General features: G+C 67.6%; 22 protein-coding genes and 3 pseudogenes. 8 read left to right on the top strand and 17 right to left on the bottom strand.

The window, feature by feature from the left end:
* Window positions 1-111: 111 nt before the first annotated feature.
* Window positions 112-1,368, bottom strand: coding sequence for a sodium:proton exchanger (locus tag LWP59_RS17985; protein ID WP_229857750.1), 1,257 nt, complete (start codon window positions 1,366-1,368; stop codon window positions 112-114).
* Between the two features lie 385 nt (window positions 1,369-1,753).
* On the opposite strand from LWP59_RS17985, the pseudogene LWP59_RS41040 reads away from it, so the two are divergent.
* The 4 genes and pseudogenes from LWP59_RS41040 (at window position 1,754) to LWP59_RS17960 (ending at window position 4,706) form a co-directional block, all read left to right on the top strand.
* Window positions 1,754-2,915 (top strand): annotated as a pseudogene (locus LWP59_RS41040) (Chromate resistance protein ChrB).
* Window positions 2,912-3,244 carry a phosphatase PAP2 family protein gene (locus LWP59_RS17970; protein ID WP_222425375.1) on the top strand — a complete coding sequence of 111 codons (333 nt, stop codon included), beginning with the start codon at window positions 2,912-2,914 and terminating at the stop codon, window positions 3,242-3,244. The pseudogene LWP59_RS41040 and the gene LWP59_RS17970 overlap by 4 nt, the downstream one beginning before the upstream one ends.
* Window positions 3,229-3,522, top strand: a complete 294-nt coding sequence (locus LWP59_RS17965; protein WP_222425376.1) for a phosphatase PAP2 family protein — start codon at window positions 3,229-3,231, stop codon at window positions 3,520-3,522. The genes LWP59_RS17970 and LWP59_RS17965 overlap by 16 nt, the downstream gene beginning before the upstream one ends.
* A complete protein-coding gene (locus tag LWP59_RS17960) occupies window positions 3,519-4,706 on the top strand; it encodes an MFS transporter (RefSeq protein ID WP_144631749.1) in 1,188 nt (395 codons plus the stop codon). The genes LWP59_RS17965 and LWP59_RS17960 overlap by 4 nt, the downstream gene beginning before the upstream one ends.
* A 347-nt stretch (window positions 4,707-5,053) precedes the next feature.
* On the opposite strand, the gene LWP59_RS17955 is transcribed toward LWP59_RS17960, so the two are convergent.
* The 4 genes and pseudogenes from LWP59_RS17955 to LWP59_RS17945 form a co-directional block, all read right to left on the bottom strand.
* Entirely contained in the window at window positions 5,054-5,668 is a 615-nt protein-coding gene (locus tag LWP59_RS17955; protein WP_144631752.1) for a DUF305 domain-containing protein, read from the bottom strand.
* 83 nt (window positions 5,669-5,751) lie between these two features.
* Window positions 5,752-6,171, bottom strand: a complete 420-nt coding sequence (locus LWP59_RS17950) for a DUF6153 family protein (protein WP_229857747.1) — start codon at window positions 6,169-6,171, stop codon at window positions 5,752-5,754.
* An 85-nt stretch (window positions 6,172-6,256) separates the two neighbouring features.
* Window positions 6,257-6,532: pseudogene (locus tag LWP59_RS41035) on the bottom strand (NADPH-dependent FMN reductase); the annotation flags it as partial.
* Window positions 6,533-6,542: 10 nt separating this feature from the next.
* Complete coding sequence (locus tag LWP59_RS17945) at window positions 6,543-8,042, bottom strand: FAD-dependent oxidoreductase (protein WP_144631758.1); 1,500 nt, start codon at window positions 8,040-8,042, stop codon at window positions 6,543-6,545.
* 75 nt (window positions 8,043-8,117) lie between these two features.
* Here LWP59_RS17945 and LWP59_RS17940 point away from each other — a divergent pair, with 75 nt between their 5' ends.
* Both LWP59_RS17940 and LWP59_RS17935 read left to right on the top strand, forming a co-directional pair.
* Window positions 8,118-8,735, top strand: coding sequence for a TetR/AcrR family transcriptional regulator (locus tag LWP59_RS17940; RefSeq protein ID WP_144631761.1), 618 nt, complete (start codon window positions 8,118-8,120; stop codon window positions 8,733-8,735).
* Between the two features lie 245 nt (window positions 8,736-8,980).
* Window positions 8,981-10,981, top strand: a complete 2,001-nt coding sequence (locus LWP59_RS17935; protein WP_144631764.1) for a carboxylesterase/lipase family protein — start codon at window positions 8,981-8,983, stop codon at window positions 10,979-10,981.
* Here the strand turns inward: LWP59_RS17935 and LWP59_RS17930 are convergent.
* The 12 genes from LWP59_RS17930 to LWP59_RS17875 form a co-directional block, all read right to left on the bottom strand.
* Complete coding sequence (locus LWP59_RS17930; protein ID WP_186382974.1) at window positions 10,971-11,960, bottom strand: AraC family transcriptional regulator; 990 nt, start codon at window positions 11,958-11,960, stop codon at window positions 10,971-10,973. The two genes, LWP59_RS17935 and LWP59_RS17930, sit on opposite strands and share 11 nt — an antisense overlap.
* A 186-nt stretch (window positions 11,961-12,146) precedes the next feature.
* Window positions 12,147-12,929, bottom strand: coding sequence for a 3-(cis-5,6-dihydroxycyclohexa-1,3-dien-1-yl)propanoate dehydrogenase (gene hcaB / locus LWP59_RS17925; RefSeq protein WP_144631770.1), 783 nt, complete (start codon window positions 12,927-12,929; stop codon window positions 12,147-12,149).
* 4 nt (window positions 12,930-12,933) lie between these two features.
* Complete coding sequence (locus tag LWP59_RS17920; protein ID WP_222425377.1) at window positions 12,934-13,170, bottom strand: dihydrodiol dehydrogenase; 237 nt, start codon at window positions 13,168-13,170, stop codon at window positions 12,934-12,936.
* Window positions 13,171-13,204: 34 nt separating this feature from the next.
* A complete protein-coding gene (locus LWP59_RS17915) occupies window positions 13,205-13,756 on the bottom strand; it encodes a 3-phenylpropionate/cinnamic acid dioxygenase subunit beta (protein WP_144631773.1) in 552 nt (183 codons plus the stop codon).
* Window position 13,757: 1 nt separating this feature from the next.
* Window positions 13,758-15,113 (bottom strand): aromatic ring-hydroxylating oxygenase subunit alpha, encoded by a 1,356-nt coding sequence (locus tag LWP59_RS17910; RefSeq protein WP_144631775.1) that lies wholly within the window; start codon window positions 15,111-15,113, stop codon window positions 13,758-13,760.
* A 130-nt stretch (window positions 15,114-15,243) separates the two neighbouring features.
* Window positions 15,244-16,854, bottom strand: a complete 1,611-nt coding sequence (locus LWP59_RS17905) for a class I adenylate-forming enzyme family protein (RefSeq protein WP_186382975.1) — start codon at window positions 16,852-16,854, stop codon at window positions 15,244-15,246.
* Window positions 16,851-17,765, bottom strand: coding sequence for an isocitrate lyase/PEP mutase family protein (locus LWP59_RS17900; RefSeq protein ID WP_144631778.1), 915 nt, complete (start codon window positions 17,763-17,765; stop codon window positions 16,851-16,853). The genes LWP59_RS17905 and LWP59_RS17900 overlap by 4 nt, the downstream gene beginning before the upstream one ends.
* A complete protein-coding gene (locus LWP59_RS17895) occupies window positions 17,765-18,514 on the bottom strand; it encodes a dioxygenase family protein (protein ID WP_186382976.1) in 750 nt (249 codons plus the stop codon). Before LWP59_RS17895 ends, LWP59_RS17900 begins: the two co-directional genes overlap by 1 nt.
* A gap of 52 nt (window positions 18,515-18,566) precedes the next feature.
* Complete coding sequence (locus LWP59_RS17890; protein WP_229857768.1) at window positions 18,567-19,604, bottom strand: quinone oxidoreductase family protein; 1,038 nt, start codon at window positions 19,602-19,604, stop codon at window positions 18,567-18,569.
* A gap of 5 nt (window positions 19,605-19,609) precedes the next feature.
* Window positions 19,610-20,065, bottom strand: coding sequence for a Zn-ribbon domain-containing OB-fold protein (locus LWP59_RS17885; protein WP_186382977.1), 456 nt, complete (start codon window positions 20,063-20,065; stop codon window positions 19,610-19,612).
* Entirely contained in the window at window positions 20,055-21,233 is a 1,179-nt protein-coding gene (locus LWP59_RS17880) for a thiolase family protein (protein ID WP_144631790.1), read from the bottom strand. Before LWP59_RS17880 ends, LWP59_RS17885 begins: the two co-directional genes overlap by 11 nt.
* Window positions 21,230-22,933 (bottom strand): 4Fe-4S binding protein, encoded by a 1,704-nt coding sequence (locus LWP59_RS17875; protein ID WP_144631792.1) that lies wholly within the window; start codon window positions 22,931-22,933, stop codon window positions 21,230-21,232. Before LWP59_RS17875 ends, LWP59_RS17880 begins: the two co-directional genes overlap by 4 nt.
* Before the next feature lie 410 nt (window positions 22,934-23,343).
* On the opposite strand from LWP59_RS17875, the gene LWP59_RS17870 reads away from it, so the two are divergent.
* Complete coding sequence (locus LWP59_RS17870) at window positions 23,344-24,003, top strand: TetR/AcrR family transcriptional regulator (protein ID WP_144631795.1); 660 nt, start codon at window positions 23,344-23,346, stop codon at window positions 24,001-24,003.
* A gap of 453 nt (window positions 24,004-24,456) precedes the next feature.
* Window positions 24,457-24,863 (top strand): annotated as a pseudogene (locus tag LWP59_RS17865) (transposase); the annotation flags it as partial.
* Window positions 24,864-25,040 lie beyond the last annotated feature (177 nt).

Below are 25,040 nucleotides of genomic sequence, written 5' to 3'. Positions count from 1 at the left end.
GTCATCGGTCCTGGCGGGTTGTGCTGTCTGGTGGTGCGGTCCGCGCCACCGGCGAGCCTGCCGTTGCCGCGGGGACGAACGTGAGGGTGGTCGCTTCGACGTGAGCGTGTCTCAGCGACCAGCCGTGGCCGCGATGTCCGACGCGGTCGGATCGTGCTCGTCCTCGCCGTCGTCGGATGCCCGGCGGAACGGGGCTGCGAGGGTGGGCAGGATGTACCGGCGGTTGCGGATCAGCGCCGCGAGTGCGATGACCGCGTAGATCGCGGCCAGGACGTAGCGGGCGGTCTGGCCGGGCAGCGCGAACTGGACCGCGAACAGCCCGAGCAGCGTCCAGGCCGACCAGCGCGGGAACCGCAGCGCCAGCAGCGCGGCGACGCCGAGCAGAGTCTGCGTCGCAGTCAGCAGGAACTCTGCGACCTGCCGGGCGTCCAGGTGCAGGGCGCCGCCCCCGCCGCCGAGCAGGTAGGCGAGCGGGAGGCTGCCGACGAGCAGGGTCCACTGGTTGACCTTGCTGGAGATCAGGGTGCCGATCGCGGCGTCGCCTTTGCCGCGGACGGCGAACAGGATCGCCACGATGAACTCGGGTGCCTCCGAGGCCAGCGGGGCGAGCCACTGCACGAGGAGGAACTGGTCGATCCCGAGCTGGGTGCCGGCGGTGATCAGGTTGTGCGCGAACGGTTCGGCGCAGGCGAGGATGACCGCGGCGGCGAAGACGAACAGCGCCACCACCAGGATCCGGCGGACGCGCTTGGGCAGGGCACCGATCGTCGCGGCCGGGCCCGCCAGGTCCGGCTCCCCGACTTCGGCGCGCGAGACCTTCCACAGGTAGAACACGAAGAACCCGAGCAGCGCGAAGCCGAACAGCAGCGAGATCTGCCCGGTCACCGGAATGACGAACGCGACGACCGACGCAATGGCGAGGAACCCGAGCTCCACCCGGTAGGGGGATTCCAGTGTCAGCTCGCGCACGGTCTTCCCGGTGCGTTTTCTCGCGATCGCGAGGCCGATCAGCACGACCAAGGACCAGCCGAGGCCGAGCAGGAGGCGGTTGGAGCCGGTCATGTTGGCCGCAGCGTAGGCGACGTAATCCGGGTTCGACCCTGCGGTGTAGGCGAAGTACAGATCGACCGCGTACTCGGGCAGCACGGCGATGACCGCGAGGATCGCGATCGCCAGCCCGCCGGAGATGTCGACCTGCGCGGCCTCGGCAGCCCAGGCCAGAACGAACGACGCGGCGACCACCGCCATCCCGAACAACACCAGCCCGATCACCGGCGTCGGTTGCGCGCCGATGAGTCGCAGGACGAGGGCCGGGACGACAAGGGCGACGCACATCCCGATAGGACGCAGCAACTTGGTGGCCATCATGGGTGCAGGTTCCTTCCTGGACGCGCGCAGGCCGTGCCGCGACGTCCAGGGGTCTCGGCCAGGCATGATCAACCGGCCGAAGGTCTCGCCCACCCATCGAGTGCGGGTGCCGCTGCCGGAGAACGGGTTCTCAGTGTGTCGACAGTGGACTTGCGGGCTACTCCCCTTCGGAACACCACAACCCTGACCTGCGGATCCGAGTTACCGCAACCGTTGATCAAGATCGTTGAGAGCCAAATGTCCGGATTCGCGGCGCCGAGGATCATGGTTTCGGGGCGCCGAACCGGGATCGACCGTGATCCGCAATCCGCCCACTTGACTGGGCGAGCTCCAAGCCGGAGCTTCAGCGAGGCCCGTGCAGCTGGCCGGCAAGCGGCCGCGAGCGATGGCCACACCCGCCGACGGTTGTGCGGCAGATCACCCAGCCTGGGGCAATCAGCCGTCTCGCATTGTTCCGAGTGGCCACCAAGCCGAGCTTCTGACGTCGCCTGTTCACAACTTCTGCACTGGCCGGCATTTCTCTGCCTGCTCCGCGACGCCGCTGCTGCCGGTTCCGGCTGAAGACGGACCCTCTGGTTCCGCTTGGGTCCAAGCGGAACCAGCCAGGTCCAGGACTGCCAGCTCAACCCGAGTTGGCCGCAGACAGCGGAAGTTGATGTCCGAATGTTCAAGGCCGATCGGATCGGGCTGGCCTTACCCTCCACGACGGCGGCTTCGTTTTCGCCCCACCTCCACCCCGCGGCACCGTCAACGGCGACAACAGCGGACCGGTGCTGATGCTCGGGCGAAGCTGCCCCAAGTCCGGTCGATGCTCGAAGGGATCTCTGCGGTCGGAGCCTCGCGGCTCTGGCTTCAGCACACCACAGTGTTTGTAACTGGTGATACGTTCTCCTGTGTGGCCAAGCAGAAGGCCGCACAGTGGTTGGTGCTGGTGGTGCAGGTGCCGGCAGAGCCGTCGCGGCATCGAGTGGCGGTGTGGCGGGAGTTGCGCCGGATCGGGGCGCTGTCGTTGGGGCAGGGCACCTGGGCGGTGCTCAACGTGCTGGTGTTCGCCGAGGGGTCGCCCGGGTGATCGGACTGGCCCGGCGCGGTGAAGGCGAAGTGGTCGTTTTGGGCACAGCTGGGCGCGCCGAATCCGACGGAGCGCGGCTGGAGGGGCTGTTCACCGCCGGTCGGGAGGCGGAATGGACGGAGTTCCTGGCCGATTGTGGCAAGTTCGATGCCGAGATCGACGAGGAGATCCGCAACGGCAAGTTCACCATGGCCGAACTGGAAGAACAGGAGCAGAGCCCGGAGCGGTTGCGGCGCTGGCATCGCGACCTGAGGCACGTGATGTCTTCGGCGCGCCCTCGGCCCCCGACGCGGAGCAACGGCTCAAGCACTGTACCGAGCGGCTGGCCGACTACACCGAGCAGGTTTCCAAGCCCTGCGCCAAATGTGACCCACCGACCATCGGCCCGAGGACCACGAGTGAACATCGATACGCACCTGTTCCAGGTCATCAACGACCTGGCGCGCGACGCCGTGGCTGCACAGGATTGTCTTGAGCTACGCCAATGACGAGATCGCGGTGTTCGCCGCGCTGATGGTGGCCGGGTGGTGGTCGGCGCGTCAGCAGGCGAATCCGGCGCGGATGGCGGCAGCGGTGTGGGCGCCGCTGGGGATGCTGGCTGCGCTGGGGGTGAATCAGCCGCTCTCGGCCGTGGTCAGTGAGCCGCGCCCATACACCGCGCTGCAGAACATTCTCGTGCTGGCTCAGCACAGCCACGATCCGGCGTTCCCGAGTGATCACGCGGTGCTGGCGGGGGCGTCTCGGCGGGGCTGTTCCCGGTCAGTCGGCGCCTCGGCTGGCTCGCCGCGTTGGCCGCAGTCGTGATGGGGTTCTCCCGCGTCTACGTCGCCGCGCACTACCCCCAGGATGTGGTTGCCGGGCTGCTGGTGGGCGTGGTGGTCAGCCTGCTCGGGTTTTGGCTGGTGCATCGGCTCCTGGTGCGGCTGGTCGAGTTCGCCGAGCGCACCTCCTTGCGGCCGGCGTTCCCCACCGCACCGCGTTCTCCGGCGGCCGCGGTGGAGCCGATGGTGGGCTCCGGTGACGGCGGCGCTCGTCCTGCGTTATTCGCAGGCAGGCTTGCCTCGGAAGACACCGACCGGTGAGCGCTGAGTCGCCTGAGCAGACCTCCAACGGCTCGGCCGCACAGCTGCGGCCGTTGTACGCGACCGGATTCGTGACCGCGTTCGGGGCGCACAGCATCGCCGCCAGCCTCGGCGCCTATACCCACGGTGAGCACGCCTCCCTGCTCACCTTGGGGATGCTGCTGGCGGTGTACGACGGCGCCGAAGTGATCCTCAAACCCGTGTTCGGCTCGCTGGCCGACCGCATCGGCCCCCGCCCGGTGCTGCTCGGTGGTCTCGTCGCCTTCGCCCTCGCGTCTGCTGCCTTCGTCATTGCCGGAAACCCGGCCGTGGTCGGGCTGGCGCGGCTTGGCCAGGGTGCTGCCGCCGCGGCGTTCTCCCCCGCCGCCGGAGCGCTCGTCGCGCGACTGTCCCCGGCGAAGCGCCGGGGACGGGCCTTCGGCGGCTACGGCGCCTGGAAGAGCATCGGCTACACCCTCGGTCCGCTGCTGGGCGGCGTCTTGATCACCCTCGGCGGATTTCCCTTGCTGTTCGGCACCCTCGCGGTGCTCGCGCTGGCCGTCACCGGCTGGGCCATGCTGGTCGTGCCCGCGGCGCCACCGTTGCCGCGCACCCGCCAGACCGTGGTCGACCTGGCCCGCCGCCTGGCCCGACCGAGCTTCCTGCGCCCCACCGCCACTCTCGCCGCGACGACCGCGGCGCTGGCGGTCGGGGTGGGATTCCTGCCCGTGGCCGGCGCGGCGGCCGGGTTGACGCCGTTGGTCACGGGCGCGGCTGTGTCGCTGCTGGCATTGTGTTCCGCACTGGTGCAGCCGTGGTCCGGCCGCGCCCGCGACGCCGGGCGCCTGCGTGACGGCGCCGGCATGGCCGGTGGGCTCGGGTTGGCGGCCACCGGGATGGTGCTGGCCGCGCTGGTCCCTGGTGTCGCTGGGGTTCTGGCGGCGGCGGTGGCCGTTGGGGTCGGCGTGGGGCTGGCCACGCCGCTCGGGTTCGCGCACCTCGCCGCGGTCACCCCGCAGGAGCGGCTCGGGCAGACCATGGGTGCCGCCGAAGTCGGCCGTGAACTCGGCGACGCGGGCGGCCCGCTGCTGGTCGGCGCGATCGCCGTAACGGCGACTCTCAACGCCGGCTTCCTCGGCCTGGCCGTCCTGCTGATGGTCGCCGGGCTGGTCGTGGCGGGTGCGCGGACCGGAGCCCGCGCATGATCCGCCTGCGCCCTGGCTGATCGCTATACGGGCTGGGGGCCATCGTCGTGCACGTCGGGTTGCTCGGCGGCGCACTGGGACTCGCCGTGGGCCAACTGGGGAACCAACATCGTCTTGGCGGTCATCCTGATGAAGGTCATCACGGTCGGCGTTCACGTGGTTGTGGGCCATATGGCCTCTCGCCGTCGCGGTGCCCTCCGGCGCCGTCGACGGGGCCACGCCAAGGCGTCCGCGGCAGCGGAGAACCCGGCCGACCGTCACGAGGCCGCGACCTGATCCGGGACTTGTGCTGACCAGGGGCTGGGGGATCCCGCATTGCGGGATCCCCCACCCGGTGCGGCTGTTGCTCAGTCCTGGCCGAGCAGTCCGTTCATTTCGGTGATCTCCGCCTGCTGGCCGTCGATGATCTTCTGGGCCAGGGTCTTGGCGTCGGTGTTGCTGCCTTGTGCCAGTTCGGTCTTGGCCATGTCGATGGCGCCCTGGTGGTGCCGGATCATCATCTGCAGCCACATCCGGTCGAACTCGGCGCCCTTCATGCCCTGCAGCTTGGTCATGTCGGTGTAGTTCATCATGCCGGGCATCGGCTGGCCGCTGGTCATACCCGGCATGTTCATGCCGTTCGCCGCGGCGCCCCAAGTGCTCAACCAACCGGTCATCTGCTGAATCTCGGGATCTTGTGCCTTCTCGATGCGGCCGGCCAAGTCGACGACCTTGGTGTTCGTCGTCCGGCTGGACACGAGCTTGGCCATGTCCAGGGCCTGCTGGTGGTGCGGGATCATCTGCTGGGCGAAGGCGACATCGGCCGGGTTGTGATCGCCTTGCCCGGCGGCGGGCGCTTTCGTGGCCGAGCCGCTCATGCTGCTCATGTCGTGGCCGGTGGTGGTGCCGCCGCCACATCCGGCGAGCACGGCGCCGAGGGTCAGGACGGCCAGAGCCATCCCGACCAGGGTCTTCCTGGTCATCACGGGTTTACATCCTTAGCGAGCTGGTGATATTTCGGTGCAGGACATGCGAAGTGCGCGCACAGACGCACGCACTGGTCCTGTCACAGCCGCAGCACGCAGAGCGAGGAGAACAACTCGTTGGAGGAGCGGATGCGAGGTGGTCCGCGGCCGGCGCTGGTCACGGCGCGGATCGGGTCGCAGTGAGGGGTCGTGGTCTGACCTCGTTGCCACGACAGCCACCCGAGCACCAGCCCGGCGAGGGCAGCCAGCACGGCCAGGCACAGGTGAAGCAGGTCGTGGCCATGGCCGGAGGGACCGGAGTGGTGGTCCGGGCAGCACTCGTTATCCGTCTCGACCGTCTCCTGGCCGGCAATCGGTCCCGCGACGGGTGCGACCGGTTTGAACGCCGCCTCCGCAGACGTGCCGACCATCCCCGACCATCCATCGGACGCGTGCGCGTTGTGGGTGGTCACCAGGCTGTGCATCCCGATTACGGCTAATGCCAGCACGGACAGCAGCATCCACCGCGGAGCTGTCGCAGGTGCCGGGAAGACCACCCCTGCACGGTAGAACCAGCGTGATGCCCCCGGCAACGGCGCGCTTGAGGGTTCCGGGGAACGAGCGGTTGTACTCCGGGGTGACGATGAGGTATCCGTCGAACCGGGCGACAGTTTTCGCCCAGTCTTGGGTGTGCGGCATCAGGTAACTGCCTGTTGCCGGTGGAGCCGGTTCGTTCAGCGGCGGCAATGCGATCTCGGCCAGATCGAGCAACTCGAAGCGGGCGCGTTCATCTCGGGCGCCCTCGGCCACGAGCCAGGGGGCGACGGAAGCGCCGGCCCGGCCCGGACGCGTGCCGGCGAGAATGACGGCGATGGTGATCACCGACACTCCTTCAGGAGAGTGGACGCGTTGTCAACGCAACACCGGTGAGGTATGAGCGCACGGCGGCGGGATCGGTGCTGCGGAGACCGATGTGGCCGTCGGGGCGGACGAGGATCAGTTCGTTGTCGCCGGGCTGGTAGGCGTCGTGGATGTGGCCGTCTTGGTCGACAATGTCCCGGCCGATGTCGTAAATGACCATTGTGGATGGATCGGTCAGTATTGGGCTTGCGCTACGGGGAAAGCGGTAGAGGGTCCACCGCCCACCCCGTTGCAGGTCGAACAGGCGGACGGGCCGTCCCCCAGGGAGCTGACATGGTGCGTCCGGGGCACGGTCGCCGGGTTGCGGGCCCGCCGCGCAGTGGCCGAGTGCCAGCGGGCCGCCCCGGTAGGTGATGCCCATCTGGAGCAGCTCGTCCTGGTCCGTGCCGTGGGCACCGGGTTGCTGGCCCATGATCCGGTTGGTCAGGCCGAGCATGGCCGCAGCGATCGGCAGTCGCTCGGCCTGGTAGGTGTCCAGCAGCGCGGGCTCGGCGCCGCGGAGCACGGCGGCGAGCTTCCAGCCGAGGTTGGCCGCGTCCTGGATGCCGGTGTTCATGCCTTGGCCGCCGGCCGGGGAGTGCACGTGGGCGGCGTCGCCGGCGAGGAACACCCGCCCGGTCCGGTACCGGTCCACCATGCGGACGTTCAGCCGCCACCGCGACAGCCAGCTCGCCTCCCGCAACCGCACCACGCCGTCCCCGAGAACCTCGTCGACGATCTCTTGCAAGGCAGGCACAGTGGGCGGGGTGGCGGCCCGAGGAGGCAGCGACGCCTGCACTTGGAACGTGTCGGTGGCCGGCAGCGGGCACAGCGCCAGCGACCCACCGCCCGCACGGTTCCAGATCCGCCAGAAGTCCCGGTCGAGCCCGTCCAGCCGTACATCGGCGAGCAGCATCTGCTCGTCCTCGTCGATCTCGCCCAGGAACGTGAACCCGGCCAGTTTGCGCACCGTGCTGGAGCCGCCGTCCGCGCCGATCACATACCGCGCCAGCACGCGGCTGTCGTCCGCGAGGTCGACCACGACACCCTTGTCGTCCTGCGCCAGCCCGGTCACACGGGCAGCCCAGGCCACCCGCACACCGCAGTCGGCCAGCAGGTCCCGCAGTGTCTGCTCGACCCGCCACTGCGGGATCAGCAGTGTCCGGGCGTACGGGCTGTCCGGACCGGGTTCGGCACCACCGCTGAGGTCGATGTCCTGATAGCTGGTCACCGACCGGAAGAACCGCAGCGGCATCCGGAACCGTCCCGTGGCGATCAACCGGCCCGCGATGCCCAGGTTGTCCAGCACCTCGAGGCTGCGCGGCTGCAACCCCTTGCCCCGCGATCCCGGGAACGGTCCTTCGGCGGCATCCACCACGGCCACCTCGATCCCACGGCGCGCCAGCTCGCACGCCGCAGTCAGCCCGGTCGGCCCAGCACCGACCACCAGCACCTCGCACGACCGGTCCAGGGCAGTGCCTCTGTCTTCCATACCCGCAACCTAACACTACTAAGACCATAACTGTACTAAGTAGTGTTTTGGTTCGAGTGTGGTTAGAATGCCGGGGTGACCGACCGACCGGGACGCCGGGAGCGCAAGAAGGCCGCGACACGGCGCGCGATCGCCGACGCCGCGCTGAAACTTTTCCTGGCACACGGCTTCGACGCGGTCAGCATCAGCGACATCGCCGCCGCGGCGGACGTGGCCCGCACCACTCTGTTCGCACACTTCCCGTCCAAGGAAGCGCTTGTCTTCGACCAAGACCACGACCAGCAGGAACGGCTCGTCAACGCCGTCCGCCACCGGCCGGCGGGCACATCGATCCCCGAGGCACTACGCCAGGAGTTCCACATCATGCTCCGCGAGGCACGAGAAACCCCGGAACTGGACGCCTACCACCAGCTGATCGAGCAGACACCCACCCTCTGCGAATACGCGACCACGATGTGGCTGCGCCACGAAGACGCCCTCACCGACGCCATCAGCACCGACCTCGGCGCAGACCCCGAAACCTTCCCCGCCTGCCGCGCCCTGGCCCGGTTCGCACTCGACGTCTACACCCTGGCCCGCACATCCGCCCACCCAGAACTGGTGATCGACCAGACCTTCCAGCTCATCGAAACCGGCTGGACAGCCACCAGCACATCCCACAACTCGGCCAGCTCCGCACACTCGAAGCCTTGATTGTTCTCAGGCCGCTGGGTCGGCTCACCGACCCCGCTGGCTCGCCGGTGCACGCCGCGCGCAACGCCGGGACTGCGCTACCTCGATCGCATCGCTCTGCTGCGCGTGCCGGTTCGCGACGACCTCTTGGTGTTCACCCGCCAGCCGGCCCAAAACCTCGCCGTCGACGGGGAGGAGACCTCCGATGACCGACCGTCCCACGTCGCCTTGACCGCTCCCCCAACCGCCGGGGGGAGGAGCCGCCGATGTCGGTCTGGCCGACCGGGCAGCGTGACCCGCTCGCGCAGCTGCGCGATGCCGGCTGTGTGCCCGGCACCGAGACCGACACCAAGCGGATTCCGCCCGCCATCGCCGCTCACGCGATCGCCACCTACACCCGCCCCGGCGACCTCGTTCTCGATCCCGGCTGCGGCGCGGTCACCGTGCTGACCGAGGCGCTGCGCGCCGGCCGGCTCGCGTTCGGACTGACCTTCGCTGCGCTCAGGCGTGGACGGCGGCACGAGCGAGCTACCCAGCCAAACAAGCACCAGGCATGCTCGCGCTTTCCGGATGACGTGCGCTTAGCGGATCGCCGAACCTGCGGCCGGATCTTACGCTCCGAGCACCCGCCCACGGGTGAGTCATCTTTCATCTCGAAGAGGAGAGAAAGCGTGGAACGAACGTACTGGGAGCTGGCGCCGACCCTGACTGCGCCGACCGGCAGGGGTCCTGTTCGTGGCCTGGTCATCGACGGTATGCATCAATTCCTTGGCATTCCCTACGCAGCCGCGCCCGTCGGTCGGCTGCGTTGGCGGCCGCCCGTCGAAACGGAGGGCTGGCGGCTACCCCGCGATGCGTTCGCCTACGGCAATGTCTGCGCGCAGAACAACAAGTCGTTCGTCGGCTTCGGGTTCTCCAGCAACACCGAGGACTGCCTGTACCTGAACGTGTACGCCCCGGCCGGCGTGGACGAGGGCGCGAAGCTACCGGTGATGGTGTGGATCCCGGGCGGCGGGTTGTTCATCGGCGGTAGCACCGGCTACGACCCGTCGGCGCTCGTCAAGGACGGCCAGGTCGTGTTCGTGTCGTTCAACTACCGGGTCAATGTCTTCGGGTTCTTCTCCCACCCCGCGATCAACGCGGAGGACCACGAGATCGGCAACTACGGCATCATGGATCAGCAGGCCGCCCTGCGCTGGGTCCAGGACAACATCGCCGGGTTCGGTGGAGACCCGGACAACGTGACGATCTTCGGCGAGTCGGCCGGCGGGATCAGCGTGTGGTGCAACATCGCGTCGCCGGGTTCGCGCGGTCTGTTCCACAAGGCGATCATCCAGAGCGGTACGGGCGCTCCCCTCCTCCGGACCCCCCTGACCGTGCACGTCGAGCAGAACGGGCTGGACCTCATCAGGGACACCGGCGCGCCAGGGGCGACCGCCGACGACCTGCGGGCGATCCCGGCATCCGACCTGCTCGCCGCGAACCTGCTCCCGGACAAGACTTTCGGCATCGGCAAGTACGAGATCGGGCAGACCGCCGACGGCACGGTCATCCCCGAACCCATGGTGGACCTGTTCACGTCGGGTCGCTTCAACCGTGTGCCGACCATCAACGGGACGACTCGCTCGGAGTTCAACTGGTTCCAGGGACTGATCGAGCTCAGCACGGGGACCCCGATCCCGGCCGAGGCCTACGCCGCGATCATGAGGGACGCCCTGACCAACCTGCCGCCCATCATGCTGGGCCGAACGATTCCAGCCGATCGCATCGACGACATCATCTCCGCCTATCCGCCTGCCGACTACGCCTCCGCGAGCGAGGCGATGTCGGCCGCGATCGGCGACTGCGGCTTCATCAACCTCGGCAACCGTCAGTCCAACCGCATGTTGCGCGAATACGTTGATGCCGTGTACGCCTACGAGTTCGACGTGGCCTGCACGTCCACCCCGTGGCCTCCCGTGTCCTTCCCCTACGGGGCGGCGCACACACAGGACCTGCAGTACCTGTTCCCGAACTTCCGTGGTGGCGGCGGTTGCGTGGTCCCTCACGACGAGGCGGACGCGAAGCTGGCGGCCGAGATGGTCGGCTACTGGACCACCTTCGCGCGTACCGGCACGCCCAGTCCGGAGTCCTCCGCGCTGCCGCAGTGGCCCGTCTACGACCCGGCGCGGGAGAACGTCATACGTCTCGCCATCCCGGAGTGCCACGTGCTCGAGGGCTTCGGGAAGGGCCATCACGCCGATCTGTGGGACGGCATCAGCGGTTAGCGCGGGAAACACCGCGCCGCAGCGTTTCGGACGGCAGCTGGCCGAACCGCCGGCGGTAAGCGGCGGCGAATCGCGGCAGGTGACCGAAGCCCCAGCTCAGGGCGACTTCGGTCACCGTAACCGCGGTGCGCGGGTCGGCGGACCGCAGAGCGCCGTGGACACGATCGAGACGCACGTCGCGCAGGTAGGTCATCGGTGTCATGCCGACGTGCCGCTTGAAGCACTCCTGCAAGGTCCGCACGCTCACGCCGGCCGCGCGCGCGACATCGCTGACGGAGATCGCGTCGGCCGCATGCGATTCGATGTACTCCCGCGCGTCTCGCACGGCCACCTGCGTCATGGCACGGACAGAGGGCTGCGGCCCGGACCGCCGGCCCTGAGCCGCGACGAACCCGTGCACGAGGAGGTCCTCGACCTGCTTGGCGGCGAGCGGGTTCGCGGCCAGGCCGCTGCCCTGGTCGATGTCGGCAACCGCCCAGCGGACCAACCGGATCCAGCTCGCGACCCGGCCCATCCGCAGGTCGAGCCCGATCGGGAAGTCCTCGGGGCGGGGCACGTCGCCCCACAAGGACCAGAACGCTTCTTCAAGATGCGACCGGCCGACGACCACCGATAGGTGCCGGCAGTCGGCCGACCACCGCATGTCGATCGTCGAGTCCGGGGTCAGCACGACTCCCGCGGTCGATCCTTCCACGGCGATGGCGCGCCTGCCGCGCCGCACGTCGGCGGCACCGCCGATCACGATGTTGATCGCGTAGTAATCGGTCAACGGCGCGGGCCGCACGACGACCTCGCTGCCGAGCGACAGGTAGATCAACCGAACGCGGTTCAGCGTCGCCACGTTGGCGCGGGCGTGGAACCCGCTGCGCAGGCCGATCGGAATAAGCTCGTGCGGGCTGAACAGCCCGGTGATCTCCGCATGAGCATGCTCAACGTCCCGGCTGTCCAGGAGCGGCCGCGTCCGCAGCGGCTCGTTCATGCCAAAACGGACGCTCCCACCGGAACCCGCATTCATGTCCAATGGTCCATCTCCCGTCCGACTACTGGGTCGCCCGAGGTCGTACCGTTCTGCGACGGCGCACCGAAACGGCGCGCGTTGAGTTCGTGGAGAACCCTGCGCGAGTCCTCTCTTCCTGCACCCGCTGTTGCCCTGGACGGAACCCGGTCAACAGCGGACCGACATTCCACCATCAGGGTGCACAAAGGTGCCCGTGATTCCCCGTGCACGTGCGGAGGCCAGGAAGACGTAGCTACCCGTGTGATCCCGCGACGACATCGCCAACCGGAGCGGGGTCAGCTCCTCAAGGTCCTTCGTTCGCCCGGGGCCGTCCACCACCTCGTGCTCGGCCTCGCCCAGGCTGGCCAGTCCGCGCAGCCGGGTGTTGGTCGTGCCGCCCGGCGCGACCCCGTTGACCCGGACGTCGGGGGCAAGTTCGTGCGCGAGGGAGATCACGGCGCCGCGCAAGGCGAACTTCGAGGCGACGTACAGGATCCCACCGCGCCCTGGATAGAACGCCGACGAGGAGAGCGTCAGGATCACCGAGCCGCGGGATGCGCGCAACAGCGGCAACGCCACCTTCACAGACAGCAGTTGACTCAGCACGTTGGTCCGGAAGATCTCGTCGAAGCCGGCCGACAGTTGCTCCTCCGTGAGCTCCGCCAAGCCGCGGTAGAAGTCGAACACCCCGACACAGCTCACCAGGCAGTCCAGGCCACCGAGCCCTGCCGCGGCGGCTTGGACCGCACGCCTGGTGTCGGTCAGGGTCGTCGCATCGCCCTGGCTCACCGTGCACTCCGGGAGTTCGGTCCTTAGCGCCGCGCACTTGTCCGGATCGCGTTCCATCGTCGCGACCTGGGCTCCTTCCTCCAGGAAGGACGACAACACGGCCCGCCCGATGCCAGAGCCGCCGCCGACGACGAGCGCGCGTTGACCTGAAAGCCATCCCATCGCCTCAGTCCTCCATCACGCCGAAAGGCGTCTGCAGGAACCCGGAGAAGACCTCGGGTGTCTGCCAGGTCAGGCTCTCCAGTTCCAGCGGGCAGAGGTCTATCGAACGCCCTAGTTCCGGAGAGCGGATCCGCAGGCGCTCGCCATTGTGGGTCCGAATCTTGGTGAGGACCACCGAGCCGAACTCGTTGGCCATCTCGATCACCGGACTGACGTGCCGGTTGGCTTCGTTTTCACTCATCGTTTTCCCCTTGCGGTAGCGCGCGCAACGCGATCTACAGAAACACGGCCAGGTTCTGGGTGCGAAGTACCGACTCGTCGAGCGTGATCCTGCGGCGGGCGAGTTGGTAGCCCACCTCCGGGTCGCCGCGCAGCAGATCATGACGACCTGCCGAAACGAGGTCCGGTGGGCGAACATCACCGCGACTCCGGAACAGGAGAAGGTACGAGTCCACGGCCAGCAGGCCGGGCTCGTCGACGTGGAAGCATCGCACGTTGCTGACGAAGTGCCGGGTCCGTGAGGGCGGGTCCTCCGTCCATGCGTGTTCGGTGCTGAACCGCTCGACCCTCTTCCGAAGCGAGTAGTAGTCCTCGTCGAAATGGCTGGCCGTCTCCAGCTCGTCGAACGCCGCACCACGTGCGGTCGTGACCCTGACCGGAGCCCGGTACGTGACGTCGTGGCAGAGCATCCGAAGCCAGCCGTCGAGGTCCCGGCTGTCCAGGACATGGGCCTCCTCCACCAAGAACTGGTGGGCGGCATGATGGGCCGGATCCCCGAAGGACAAGGGCGTACCGACTCGCGTCGGCTCTGACTGGTGCAGGCTCATGTCACCGGCCCTCCCCGACGGCTTCCTTCGCCGGCGGCCGGCCGTCTGCGATGTCCCGGCACCACAGTTCGAACCAACGTCGCTGGTTGAACTCGCCGAAGCCACCATAAGCCACACCAGGGCCGGCGAACTCGGTGAGTGGGCGCGCCACCGGCTCGTTGTTCTCGAGAAGCCCCATACGGTTGTTCAGTTCGAGCCGGCGAGCCATCGCCCCGCCGGCGACACGCGTGATCGACGACCAGTTCTCCATGTCGTCCTGCTCGAACATGCCGCTCGACCCGAAGCACATCTGGTACGCCTTGTAGGAGGCCTTCTTGAAATCCTCGGGAGCTTCCTTCTCGACCACGAACCACGACAGGACCTCCGTCTCCCGCTCGGAAATGGGCTGCCAAAGCCGGAGCGTGGTGAATGGCGCGGTCCGCGTCTCGCTGATCTTCGCCCACAGATGCAGGAAGCTGAGGTTGGGGAAGATGGTGGCGGCGGAGGGAATGTGCCCGTTCTCCCCGATCAACGTCCTGATGCTGGCGGGCCAGCTGGACTCACGACGGTCGATCAGATCGTCCGGATACCCGATGGTGCGCAGTCGCTGGCGGAAGTCACCCGGACCGAGCGGGAAGGTGGCCCCGCCGCCGCCGTCGGCGAAGTACATCGCGCCGCCCTTCCGGTTACCTCCTCTGGCGTCGGGCATGAGACCTATCTCCGACACGCTGAGATGCGTGTGCGGGGTGTGGTAGGTGTCACCGGCGAAGTTCTCGGCGCCGATCTTCCAGTTGGCCGGCAGCCGCCAGCGCTGGGGGCCGCGTAGTTCGACACCACCCGGCCCGGGCTTCATGTAGAAGTCCAGGTAGTCGCCGAAGCCGCCGAGCCGCTCCGGCAACGCGGGCGTCGACGGGTCGAGACTTACGAAGATCATCCCGTTGATGACCTGCGTGGCAGGCGCCGGCAGCAGGGAATGCTCGTCGCGGCGGAACCCGCGATCTCCGCCGTAGGCTTCCTTGAAGAACGGCAGGCCGATGAGCCTGCCATCATTCTTGTAGGTCCACCCGTGATAGGGGCAGCGGAAGTGTGATGTGTTCCCGAATTCGGCCCGGCACACCTGCATGCCGCGGTGCAGGCACATGTTGAAGAGTGCCCGAACGTCGCCGTCCTCTCCGCGAGCCACGATGAACGAGTCGTCGAGCACTCCGCGCACCACGTAGTCACCGGGGTCCGGGACCTCGGACTCATGCGCCAGGAAGAGCCAGTTCCTGGAAAATATGCTCCTCTGCTCAGCGGCGAAGACCGCGGGGTCGTTGTAGATGTGGGCCGGCAGCATTCCTTTGCGTACCGTGGCGACAATTGACTCTTCGTCGAGCATCGTTGCACCCGTGTTTCCATCGTTGTTGGCGGACGTGAAACGCCGACCCTCGCAGAAAGCGGCTGTCGGGTTCAGCTCTTAGCTGGCGCGAGCGGGCGAACGTCACGTTCGTTTGACCGTGAGCCCACGCTCAACCCGTCAGCTCGGCGATCGCCATTTCGGCCAGCCGCAGCTTGGCGATCTTTCCGCTGGCGAGCCGGGGCAGGTCGTCCTTGTCGCGAACCAGGACATGGTGGGGCACCTTGAATGAGGCGGCCCGCTCGCGAACGTAGTCTCGAAGTGTTGTTTCCTTCAACGGAGTCTTGGCGGTCACGAACGCGACGATCAGCTCGCCGCGGTCGGGATGAGGGACGCCGACCACACAGGCGTCCGTCACGTCCGGATGGCTGACCAGCAGTTGCTCGATCTCGGCTGGGGAAATCGTGACGCCGTTGCTCTTGAGCACCTCCTTGATCCGGGAGTGGAACACCAGCCTGCCCGCACTGTCGAGGTGCCCGAGGTCGCCGGTGTCGAAGAAACCGTCTGGCCGCAGGGCTTTCGCGGTTTCGTCCGGGTTGTCGAAATACCCGGGGGTGACCCGACCCTGGAGCAGGATGAGTCCTCGCTCACCGGGCGGCAGCGGCCTGCGGGTGACCGGATCGACGATCTGAACCTCGACACCGGGCAACGGGGCACCGTCCGTGTCGAGCTTGACATCGAGGGGGTCGTCCGGAAGTCCGCCGGTGATGTGCCCGTAGGTCTCGGTGAGGCCGTACGCCGGGGTGGCGAGACGAACACCGAGTTCGGTAAGAGTCATGGACTTGTAATGGCGGCTTATGCCGGCAGTGCCCTTCTCGAGGGTGGCCACCTTGCCGGGCGAGAAGGTCGGATGGTCCAGGATCGCGCGCGTCATGTTCCCGGTCCCGTAGTACGTCGTCGCAGAGGTGGACCGGATGGTGCGGATGGCGACGCCGGGGTCGAAATAGTCCTGCAGCACCAGACCCGCCCCCGCCGCCAGCGCGACAGGCAGCGCGTTGGCGGCGCCCAGTCCGTAGAACAACGGCGCGCCGAGCCATATCCGGTCCTCGGCGTCGATCCACCGCCTTCTGGCGACCTCGGCGCCGTTGCCGAGCAGCCCGCCGTGGGTGAGGCGCACCCCCTTGGGATCGGCGGTGCTTCCGGAGGTGTAGATGACGAACATGTCATCGTCGGCCGTCACGGATCCGGCCGCTTTCTCTAGATCCGCATCCGTCACCGAGGCCCCGACCGACAGGAAGCCCGGCCAGCTGAACGCCCCAGGGGCGGGGTCCCCGGTCATGGCGACCGCTCGCAGCCGAGGCAAACGCGTGCTGCGCAGCTCACCGGGCTCACCCGCGGCCAGTTCGGGAATCAGGTCGGTGAGAAGGCGGTCGAACTCACGTTTCAGGAACCGGCTGCCCGAGACGAGTACCGTGACGCCGCAGTGGCGCAGGGTCCACTCGATCTCCCGGGACTGGTACCACGTGTTGAGCGGCACCAGAACCGCACCGATCTGCGCCGCGCCCAGGCAGATGACGACCCATTCCGGCTGATTGCCGAGCAGCACGCCCACGCGGTCCCCGCGTCGCACCCCGAGGCCGAGCAACGCCTTCGCTGCCCGGCAGGATTCCGCGTGCAGGTCGTGGTAGCTGAACGTCGTCCCGTGATAAAGGAGCGCCGGACGGCCGGGCGCGGCCGCCGCGGTGTTCTCGACTGCTCCGGCGAGAGTTCGCGGTGTGTTCACTGCCTGGCTTCCTTCGTTGCTCGGTTCTTCGCCTCGAAGTCGTGGTAACGGCCCAGCCCGGCGAGATCGAGGACGCGAGCGCGGGCGTCCGCGATCAGGTCCGCGGGCTGCTCCAGCTGGCCGCGTTCGCGCAGCGGCTGCCAGGTCGCACGGACCGCGGCGACCACCGCGGCGATGGTGGTGAACGGGTAGACGGCGACCGCGAATCCGGCTGCGGCGAGTTCGTCGAGGTGTGGTCCGGGATCTGATGCGCCGCCGATCCACACGAGCGGCTTGCCGCCCAGATCGGGAGCTATCCGCGCACACTGTTGCGGGGTGAGGTCGAGCACCATGAGCATGTCGGCGCCCGCTTCCGCGTACGCCTGGCAGCGGGCGACCGTGGCGTTGAGGTCGCCCGTCACGCGTAGTGCGTCGGTTCGGGCGATCACCCGGAACTCCGGATCACGGCGGGCGGCGATCGCGGCTTCGAGCTTGTCGGCGACCAGCTCGGTTTCCAGCAGCTCGCCGTGTCCGTAGTGGTAGCCGATCTGCTTGGGATAGGGCTGATCGTCGATGTGGATGGCCGCCGCGCCGATGCGCTCGAACTCGCCGGCGGTACGGAACGTGTGTGCGGCATCGCCGAATCCAGCGCCGGCGTCCACGATCAGCGGCGCGTCAATCGCCCGGATGATCTTGTCCGCGCCGTCCACCGATTCGGTCAACGTCGCCAACGGCTGGCCGAGGCACAGCTGCAACGCCAGGGCATTGCCGCCGAGGTAGACCGCCGGAAATCCCAGATCGGTGAGGATGCGCGCCGTGAACGGATCGTAGGCGCCCGGCGCGGCGAAGATACGGCCGGCGGCAAGCAGGTCGGAGAGCCGCTGCCGGCCCTGTACCGGCCGATGTCCGTTGGGTCGGAACGTTCCGTCCATCACGATCCCTCCACGAGGTGGTCGGCGGGCAGGGGTGGCACAGCGATGTCGAAGCTCATCGCGTATTGGCGGTGGCCGTCCACGGTGCCGACCAGCCTCGGCTCGACCACGAGGTCCTCGCTGACCGCGCCGATGACGTAGTCCTGGTCCAAGTGCGGGGAGTCGCCGCGAAACAGCTGGGTGGTGAGCCTTTCGACGCCCCGGACACGCACCTTGAGATGGATGTGCGCGGCCCGGTAGCCGTCCCGATCGAGCATGGCGAGCAGCTCACCGATGGGATCGTTCAGATGCTCGGCGTAGTCCACCGGCATGATCGTGTCCACCCGGTAGCGCCCGTCCTGGCCGCTGTGCACCACGCCGCGCAGATGGTTGCCGTCGTAGTCGTAGCGTCCGTGCTCGTCGGCGTGCCAGAAGTCCAGCTCGACACCGCTCATCGGGCGGCCGGTGACGGCGTCGGTCACCTGGCCCGAGAGGACCAGCAGATCGGCGTCCGGCGACAGGTCACGTTCGATGAGGTTGTTGGTGGCCCGGGTTGGCGCACCGGGCCGGTACACCGGTCCTTCGAGGTTGGTTCTGGTTCCGGGGATGCCGTGGCGCCGGGTGTCGATCGCGGTCATGGCGAAGGCGATGTCGAGAAGGCTCTTGCACATGCCTGCCTGGCCGACCCTGTCGAGGAAGTCGCCTGCGGCGTGCAGTTCGTCCTCCGTGATCCGCAGCTCCCGCATCACGGGAGTCAGTGCGGACGTCACCCGGTCGGCGATCAGTTGAAGTCGGCTTGTGGCATTCACGGTCAAGTTCCACTCATTCTGTCGAAGCTGACGGGGACGGCGCCAACACCACTCGGCCGAACAACGCGCTCCGCTCGACGAGGTGGTGTGCCCGCACGACGTCATCGAGCGGGAGCGTGCACGCGATCCGTGGTCTGATCTGGCCGCGCGCGGCCAGGTCGACGACGTCGGCCAGTTGCGCACGGCTCACACTGCCGACCCCGAGCAGGCTCGCGCGCTTGAAGAAGATCCGCGCCGGGTTGATCGAGATCTCCTCGCCGAGGAGCTGGCCGACGAGGGCGTAACGACCGTGCACGGCGAGGCTGTTGAAGCAGGAGCCGAAGACCGGGCTGCCGACCGTGTCGACCACGACGTCGACACCTTCTCCGTCGGTGAGCGTCCGCACCTGCGGTGAGAAGTCAGGGCCGTCGATCACGATCACCTCGTCGGCGCCCGCCTCGAGGAGGGAGGATCGCCGGTCGGGGTCGCGGGTGGCCGCGATGACCCTGGCACCGGACAGCCGCGCGATCTGCAGCGCCATCCAGCCGACTCCCCCCGTGGCGCCGGTGATCAGAACAGTCTCTCCGACCGTGACGCGTGCGACGTCGCGGACCGCGTTGAGCGCGACGCCGCCGGCCGGCCCAAGGCCGCAGGTCTCCTCGAACGGCAGTCCGGACGGGACCCGGACGAGCGCATCCCACGGCAGCACGACGTACTCGGCGTAGCCGCCGCGCACCGGCCGCCTGCGCGAGCACGTCGTCTCCCGTCCGGTCCGGCACAGCCGGCATTGCCCGCAACTGCTGAAGGCCTTGCTGCACACGTGATCGCCCGGCCGGAGGTCGGGCACATCCTGGCCGCATTCAACGACCGTCCCACTGATCTCCAGGCCGATCACCAGGGGGAACGTCACGTCGCGCCGGTAGGTGCCGTTGCGTTCGACGACATCCCGCGACGACACACCACATGCTCTGACCTGCACCAGTACCTCGTCGCGGCCGAACCGGGGTATCTCGACCTCGGTGACCTCGAACTGCTCAGGCGGTCCGGGTGCGCGCAACATCGCGGCACGCATCACTGTCACTCACCCTCCTCAGCGGCACCGAACGCGGGCACGACCACTCCGTCAGACCAGCGCTCCAAGACCGTTCGGACGCGCATACCGATGACCGGAGACGGAATGCCGACGAGACGTCCGAACATTCGCGGCCCTTCGGCGAGTTCCACCAGGCCGACCGAATAGGGTGTCAATGACGCGAACGGGGAAAGATAGGGACGGTGGTAACGCACCCAGCTGTACAGCCGGCCGGTTCCCGCCGCCGCTGTCCAGGTGAATTCCCGGGCGCCGCAGTGCGGGCACACCGGCACTGTTGGCGTTCGGTGCCGGTTACAGGCCCTGCAGAGCTGGAGCAGTAGCCGGCCGTCGTTGTCCAGAGCGGAATAGAACGCCTCGGTGTCGTCCGTCCTGGACGGCATCAGGTCGCTCGCCGCGCCGGTTCCCGGAAACTCTGACACGGTGTGGGCGTCAACGGCCATAGATGATCGCATCCCCGAACGTCGTGGCCCACATGGCCGTCTGACAGTCGTTGACCTGCCGCGGTCCGGCCTCCCCGCGCAACTGTCGTACGATTTCGATGGTCTGCCCCCAGCCGTTGGAGTGCCCTTCGGACAGATGGCCGCCGCTTGTGTTCACGGGAAGTTCTCCGTCGATCTCGATCCGGCCGCCCTGCACCCAGTCCGCCGATTCACCTGCCGGGCAGAAACCGAATCGCTCAAGAGTCCACAGGACCTGTGGCGAGAACCCGTCGTAGCAGTGGAGCGTGTCGATGTCCGCGGGTGTGAGCCCGGTGGTCCGAAAGACCGCCTGGGCGGCACCCTCCGGCCGGCGGTTCACGGCCGAGACCTGATGGACGCCCAGTCCGGGCGGCCCGAACACGAACTCGTCCGGGCCGGCGGACAGGCCCTGGAATCCGAGCACATCGACCGGCGGGCGCGGCATGTCCCGGGCACGGTCGGCGCGCGTGAGCACAACCGCGACCGCGGTGTCCACGGGCACCGAGCAGTCGAGTCTGCGAAGGGGTTCGACGACGAACGGTGAACGCAGATAGGTGGCCAGATCCAGCGGCTCACGCATCACCGCGAGCGGGTTCTGCAGCGCCGCCCTCCGCTGGGCCAGCGCGACTGCGCCGAGTTTCGCGGCATCGACACCGTAGACATGCATGTAGCGCTGGGCAGCCATGGCCGCGCCACCGATTGGGGCGGCGAGCCCGGCCGGCAACGTTTCGGCGTGCGGCCCGCCGCCCTCGCGGATCGCTTCGGCGAAGTCGGGGAACCCGGTCGTGCCGTGCCTGCCCCAGACGCTGTTGCGGAACGTGGCAAGGCACACGACGTACTCGGCGAGACCGTGAGCGAGGGCCAGGACCGCATGCTGGATGATGGTTCCCGTGAAGCGCCCGTGGGCCCAGGTTTGCCCGGCGAAACCGACGTACAGACCGAGCATTCGTGCGAGCGTGTCGTAGTCGGCTCCCCGGGGCGAGCCGATGTGGACGAGCAGCCCGTCGACCGAGGCACGAGACAGCCCACAGTCGTCGAGAGCTTCGGTCAGTGCGATGTCGGCGAGCGCAATGGCACTGACTCCACTGTGCCGCGCGAAGCCGGCCGTCCCGACACCCGCGACACTGACTGTCGTTGAGGCCCGGTTCATGTGCGACTCCGGATAGTGCGCTCGGAGCCGATCACGTCGAGCATTTCCCGCACCGTGGCCAGCTTGACCCGCGGTCGGCCCTGGCTGTGGCCGAGCGACCGTTCATAACGGTCGATCTTTTCCCACGATTCGAAAGTGATCGCGGTCGGCTTTCGGCTCGAGACAAGCTCACCAAGCTTGGTGCTTCCGTGTGAGGGCGCCGCAAGCCTGCCCGCGAGATAGTCCTCGACGAGCGCCTCGACTGACTCACGCGCGCATTTCCTGTTGGTTCCGATGACACCGGTCGGCCCACGCTTGGCCCAGCCGGCGACGTAGGTTCCAGGCAGGATCTGGTCACCGGCGGTGACGACCCGGCCGCGGCGGTTCGGGACGACGCCACGGTCTTGGTCGAACGGCAGCCCCGGCAAGGCAACCGCGCGGAACCCCACTGAACGGATGACGATCCCGCAGTCGATGACCTCGGTCATTCCAGTCCGGCGCGGCTCGAGGCTTCCATCCGCGCGAGCGACGAGTTCGGTGCGCTCGACACGCAGCCCTTCGACGCGATCGTGCCCCACGATCTCGGTCGGGGAGGCAAAGAACTTGAAAGTCATTCTCCTGTCCTTGCCGGAGCGTCCTCCCCTGGCGATCTCGGCGAAGATGTCCGCTTTGAGCCGCGTCGTCGCGTGTGGACTGTTGCGCAGGGCCTCGGCCGAGACCGGATCGAGTGTGGCGTCGCGTTCATCGACCCCGAGTTCGACCTCCGGAAGGTGTGTGAGTGCGAGGAGCTCCGGGACCGAGCAAGCCGCCTGTGCCGGGCCGCGACGACCGAGGACGATCACCTCCCTCAGCGGGCTCCCGGTGAGAACCGCCAGCGCGTGATCGGCCACGTCGGTCCGTCCCAGTTCCTCCGCGCCGGCGAGCATGATCCTTGCCACGTCCAGGGCGACGTTCCCGTTGCCGACCACCACGGCCTTGTCCGCAGCCAGGTCGAACGTGCGATCGGCGAAATCCGGATGGCCGTTGTACCAGCGGACGATGTCGCTGGCCGCGTAGCTTCCGGCCAGCTCCTCCCCCGGGACGCCCAGCTCTCGATCGGCCGGGGCGCCAACCGCGTATAGCACCGCGTGATGGTGGGCGAGCAACTCTTCATGACTGATATCCGACCCCACTTCCACGTTGAGGTAGATAGTGGTTCCCGGACTCTTGGCGATACGAGCGAAGGTCTGTCCGATCTTCTTCGTATCGGGATGATCCGGGGCGACGCCGTAGCGAACCAGCCCACCTGGCGCCGGCAATTGCTCGAAAAGGTTGATCTGTGCGTTGAGCCCTCGTGTCGAGGCGATCTCCTCGGCGGCATAGAAAGCCGCGGGTCCAGCGCCGACTATCGCGAAACGCGGTGGCTCGAGCACGTCGACGACGCGGCGGCGCGCTATGTAGGTTTCGGCGCTGTACTGCGACTTGTCCTCGCCGTCGTAGTAGTGCGCATTGATCGCCGCGTACCGCTCGGTCGCCTCGGTGAGCTCCCAATCCGCGGCAATGGCGTCGACGGGGCATTCCTCGACGCACGCGCCGCAGTCGATACATCGTTCGGGGTCGATGTACAGCATCTCCGTCATGCCGAAGTCGGGGTCGTCCGGAGCCGGATGGATGCAGTTGACGGGGCATGCCGAAACACACGAAGAGTCGCTGCAGCAGCTCTGAGTGATGACGTAGGGCATCAGTTACCACCGCCGTGGTTCGGGAACGGTGAGCACCGCGCGCCAGTCCTCTTCAGAACAGCGTCGTTCGCGAGGGACAGGGTTGCGCATCGGCTACTCGGGCTCCTGCGCAGGGTGACCGGTGGGCGAATCGACGCCGGCCGTGTCGGCGACATCGTCATCGCCGGCCGTACCACGATGGGTCGCGGGAGCAGCTGCGCCTGTTCCGGCCCGATACCAGGCCATCTCGCGGAGTTGCGCGACGACGCGTGAGCCGTGCGCCTGGCCGGACCAGTGCCTGGAGCTGGCGGAATTGCCACAGGCAAGACCGCTGATAGTCGTCGCCACACCGGCGGGGTGCGCCCGGCGAACCCGAATATAGTGGTGACCGCGCAGTGGTAGATCGACACGAGCAGAACGGATGACCGCGATTGAGCCGCACCAAGAGTGATGTGCCACCACCTGCGGACGCCAGGGAGAGCGTGGCGCGCCAGAAGCGGGGTGCCGGCCGGCCGGCCCAAGGTGACAGTGATCATACGCGGAACACCATTCTTGATGCGGCGATCAAGGAGTTCTCCCTCCGTGGCTTCAAGGGGACCACGCTGCGCGAGGTTTCCTCGGCGGCGGACCTCACCGCCGGCACTCTCCACCACTATTTCCCGACCAAGCGTTCGCTGTACGAGGCGGCGTTCGAGTACGCAGTCGAGGAGGTTTACACCGGGTTCAACGATATTCTGAACCGCCACGGCGACCTTCGAACTCGGCTGCGTGGCCTCTTGCAGGCCATGATTGATCCGAGCGTCATGAGCCAGAGCCGGGTGTCCATGATCCTGCGCGGATGGGTGGATCAGCGAGACACCGATGTTCCGCTGCACATTCCCCCGGTCGTCGATCGAACATTGCGTCGCATCGGAGATGACGCCGTGCTGCAAGGGGAGATCGATGAAGGCGACGTACATGCTTTGCTCGCAATGTTTCGGTCGATGGCCTGGGGGCTCGTAGTGGTGAGCCTGAACCAGGAGACTCAGGCAAGGAATGCGATCGAGGGGCTGATGCGAGCTCTCATGGGAACGCTGCTGACCCGCAACTAACCGGATGGTGCTGCGCTGAACGTTGTCGAGAATCTTCGGTTCGCGCGCGTTTTGGCGCCATTCGCCACCCACCCGGTTCGACGCAAGAACTGGGTGGAACCGCAACTGACGTGATGAAGCGAGACTCTGTGTGTCGCCGCGGAGTCCTCATCCCCTAGCCGCCTGCCACGTGGATGACCTCCTTCGACCTCATAATCGGTTACTTGGCCGATTATGAGGTAGCGCCCGTCACAGAGTCAAGACGGCGAGCGATCTTGCCTTCCGCCGCGGAGTCCAATCCAGGAGCAACGCTTGATACCTGTGGATCAGCAGGCAGGGGCGTACCTAATGGTGACCGGTTGAAGGTTCCGAGCAAGGCCGACGCGCCAACGTCGGCCGGGAGGGTACGACCCGAGGCTCACCGGAGTCCCTGACCCCGATGCCGGCGATGACCGATCGGCCGTTAGTTCGTCGTTGATCGATCAGATCGTCGTGAAGGTGCCCGGCCGAGGTGGACGCCTACATCGCCCAGTTCGCTGAGGAGTGTGACGAGCGCGGCCGTCGGGTGGTGGTGCGCAACCGAGGTGCTGCGCTTGCCCTACCTGCGCGGGGCTCTCGTCCGGGACTTCGTGCCCGCGCTGCGGCAGTTCCTCGGCTCGACGAAGGGCTTGTCGGGACCGGTGATCGCGCAGCTGACCGAGCAGTGGAAGACCGAGCAACGCGCCTTCGCCCAACGTGGTCTGTCCGATGTGGACTACGTTTATCTGTGGACGGACGGAATCCACGTCAATATCCTTCTGGAGGAAGGGAAACTGTGCCTGCTGGCGATGATCGGGGTGCGCACGGCCGGCCGCAAGGAACTCGTCGCGCTCACCGACGGCGCTTGCTTGCCTTCTGGCGTTGTTGTTGGGATGTCGGCCACGTTCGGGAGGAAAGGTTCGGGTCGCGCTACACACCCCTCGCGCGCAGCGACAACCCAGGCACGAACACCAAGGCCGCCGCGCGAAGTCACGCCGAAACCCGCTGGCCGCCTGGGGCGGAAGCGCCGGGCGCTCCCA

Origin of the sequence: Amycolatopsis acidiphila (genome assembly GCF_021391495.1) — a bacterium.
GTDB lineage: Bacteria > Actinomycetota > Actinomycetes > Mycobacteriales > Pseudonocardiaceae > Amycolatopsis_E > Amycolatopsis_E acidiphila.
The sequence above is the reverse complement of the archived record's forward strand: the minus strand, read 5'-3'. Positions and strand labels throughout refer to the sequence as shown.

What these genes read in the sequence shown, in the direction of transcription:
- LWP59_RS17985 (WP_229857750.1), bottom strand. Translation starts at nt 1,368, where the DNA reads ATGATGGCCACCAAGTTGCTGCGTCCTATCGGGATGTGCGTCGCCCTT.
- LWP59_RS17955 (WP_144631752.1), bottom strand. Translation starts at nt 5,668, where the DNA reads ATGACCAGGAAGACCCTGGTCGGGATGGCTCTGGCCGTCCTGACCCTC.
- LWP59_RS17950 (WP_229857747.1), bottom strand. Translation starts at nt 6,171, where the DNA reads ATGCTGCTGTCCGTGCTGGCATTAGCCGTAATCGGGATGCACAGCCTG.
- LWP59_RS17945 (WP_144631758.1), bottom strand. Translation starts at nt 8,042, where the DNA reads ATGGAAGACAGAGGCACTGCCCTGGACCGGTCGTGCGAGGTGCTGGTG.
- LWP59_RS17935 (WP_144631764.1), top strand. Translation starts at nt 8,981, where the DNA reads ATGTCGGTCTGGCCGACCGGGCAGCGTGACCCGCTCGCGCAGCTGCGC.
- LWP59_RS17930 (WP_186382974.1), bottom strand. Translation starts at nt 11,960, where the DNA reads ATGAACGAGCCGCTGCGGACGCGGCCGCTCCTGGACAGCCGGGACGTT.
- hcaB (WP_144631770.1), bottom strand. Translation starts at nt 12,929, where the DNA reads ATGGGATGGCTTTCAGGTCAACGCGCGCTCGTCGTCGGCGGCGGCTCT.
- LWP59_RS17920 (WP_222425377.1), bottom strand. Translation starts at nt 13,170, where the DNA reads ATGAGTGAAAACGAAGCCAACCGGCACGTCAGTCCGGTGATCGAGATG.
- LWP59_RS17915 (WP_144631773.1), bottom strand. Translation starts at nt 13,756, where the DNA reads ATGAGCCTGCACCAGTCAGAGCCGACGCGAGTCGGTACGCCCTTGTCC.
- LWP59_RS17910 (WP_144631775.1), bottom strand. Translation starts at nt 15,113, where the DNA reads ATGCTCGACGAAGAGTCAATTGTCGCCACGGTACGCAAAGGAATGCTG.
- LWP59_RS17900 (WP_144631778.1), bottom strand. Translation starts at nt 17,765, where the DNA reads ATGGACGGAACGTTCCGACCCAACGGACATCGGCCGGTACAGGGCCGG.
- LWP59_RS17890 (WP_229857768.1), bottom strand. Translation starts at nt 19,604, where the DNA reads ATGCGTGCCGCGATGTTGCGCGCACCCGGACCGCCTGAGCAGTTCGAG.
- LWP59_RS17885 (WP_186382977.1), bottom strand. Translation starts at nt 20,065, where the DNA reads ATGGCCGTTGACGCCCACACCGTGTCAGAGTTTCCGGGAACCGGCGCG.
- LWP59_RS17880 (WP_144631790.1), bottom strand. Translation starts at nt 21,233, where the DNA reads ATGAACCGGGCCTCAACGACAGTCAGTGTCGCGGGTGTCGGGACGGCC.
- LWP59_RS17875 (WP_144631792.1), bottom strand. Translation starts at nt 22,933, where the DNA reads ATGCCCTACGTCATCACTCAGAGCTGCTGCAGCGACTCTTCGTGTGTT.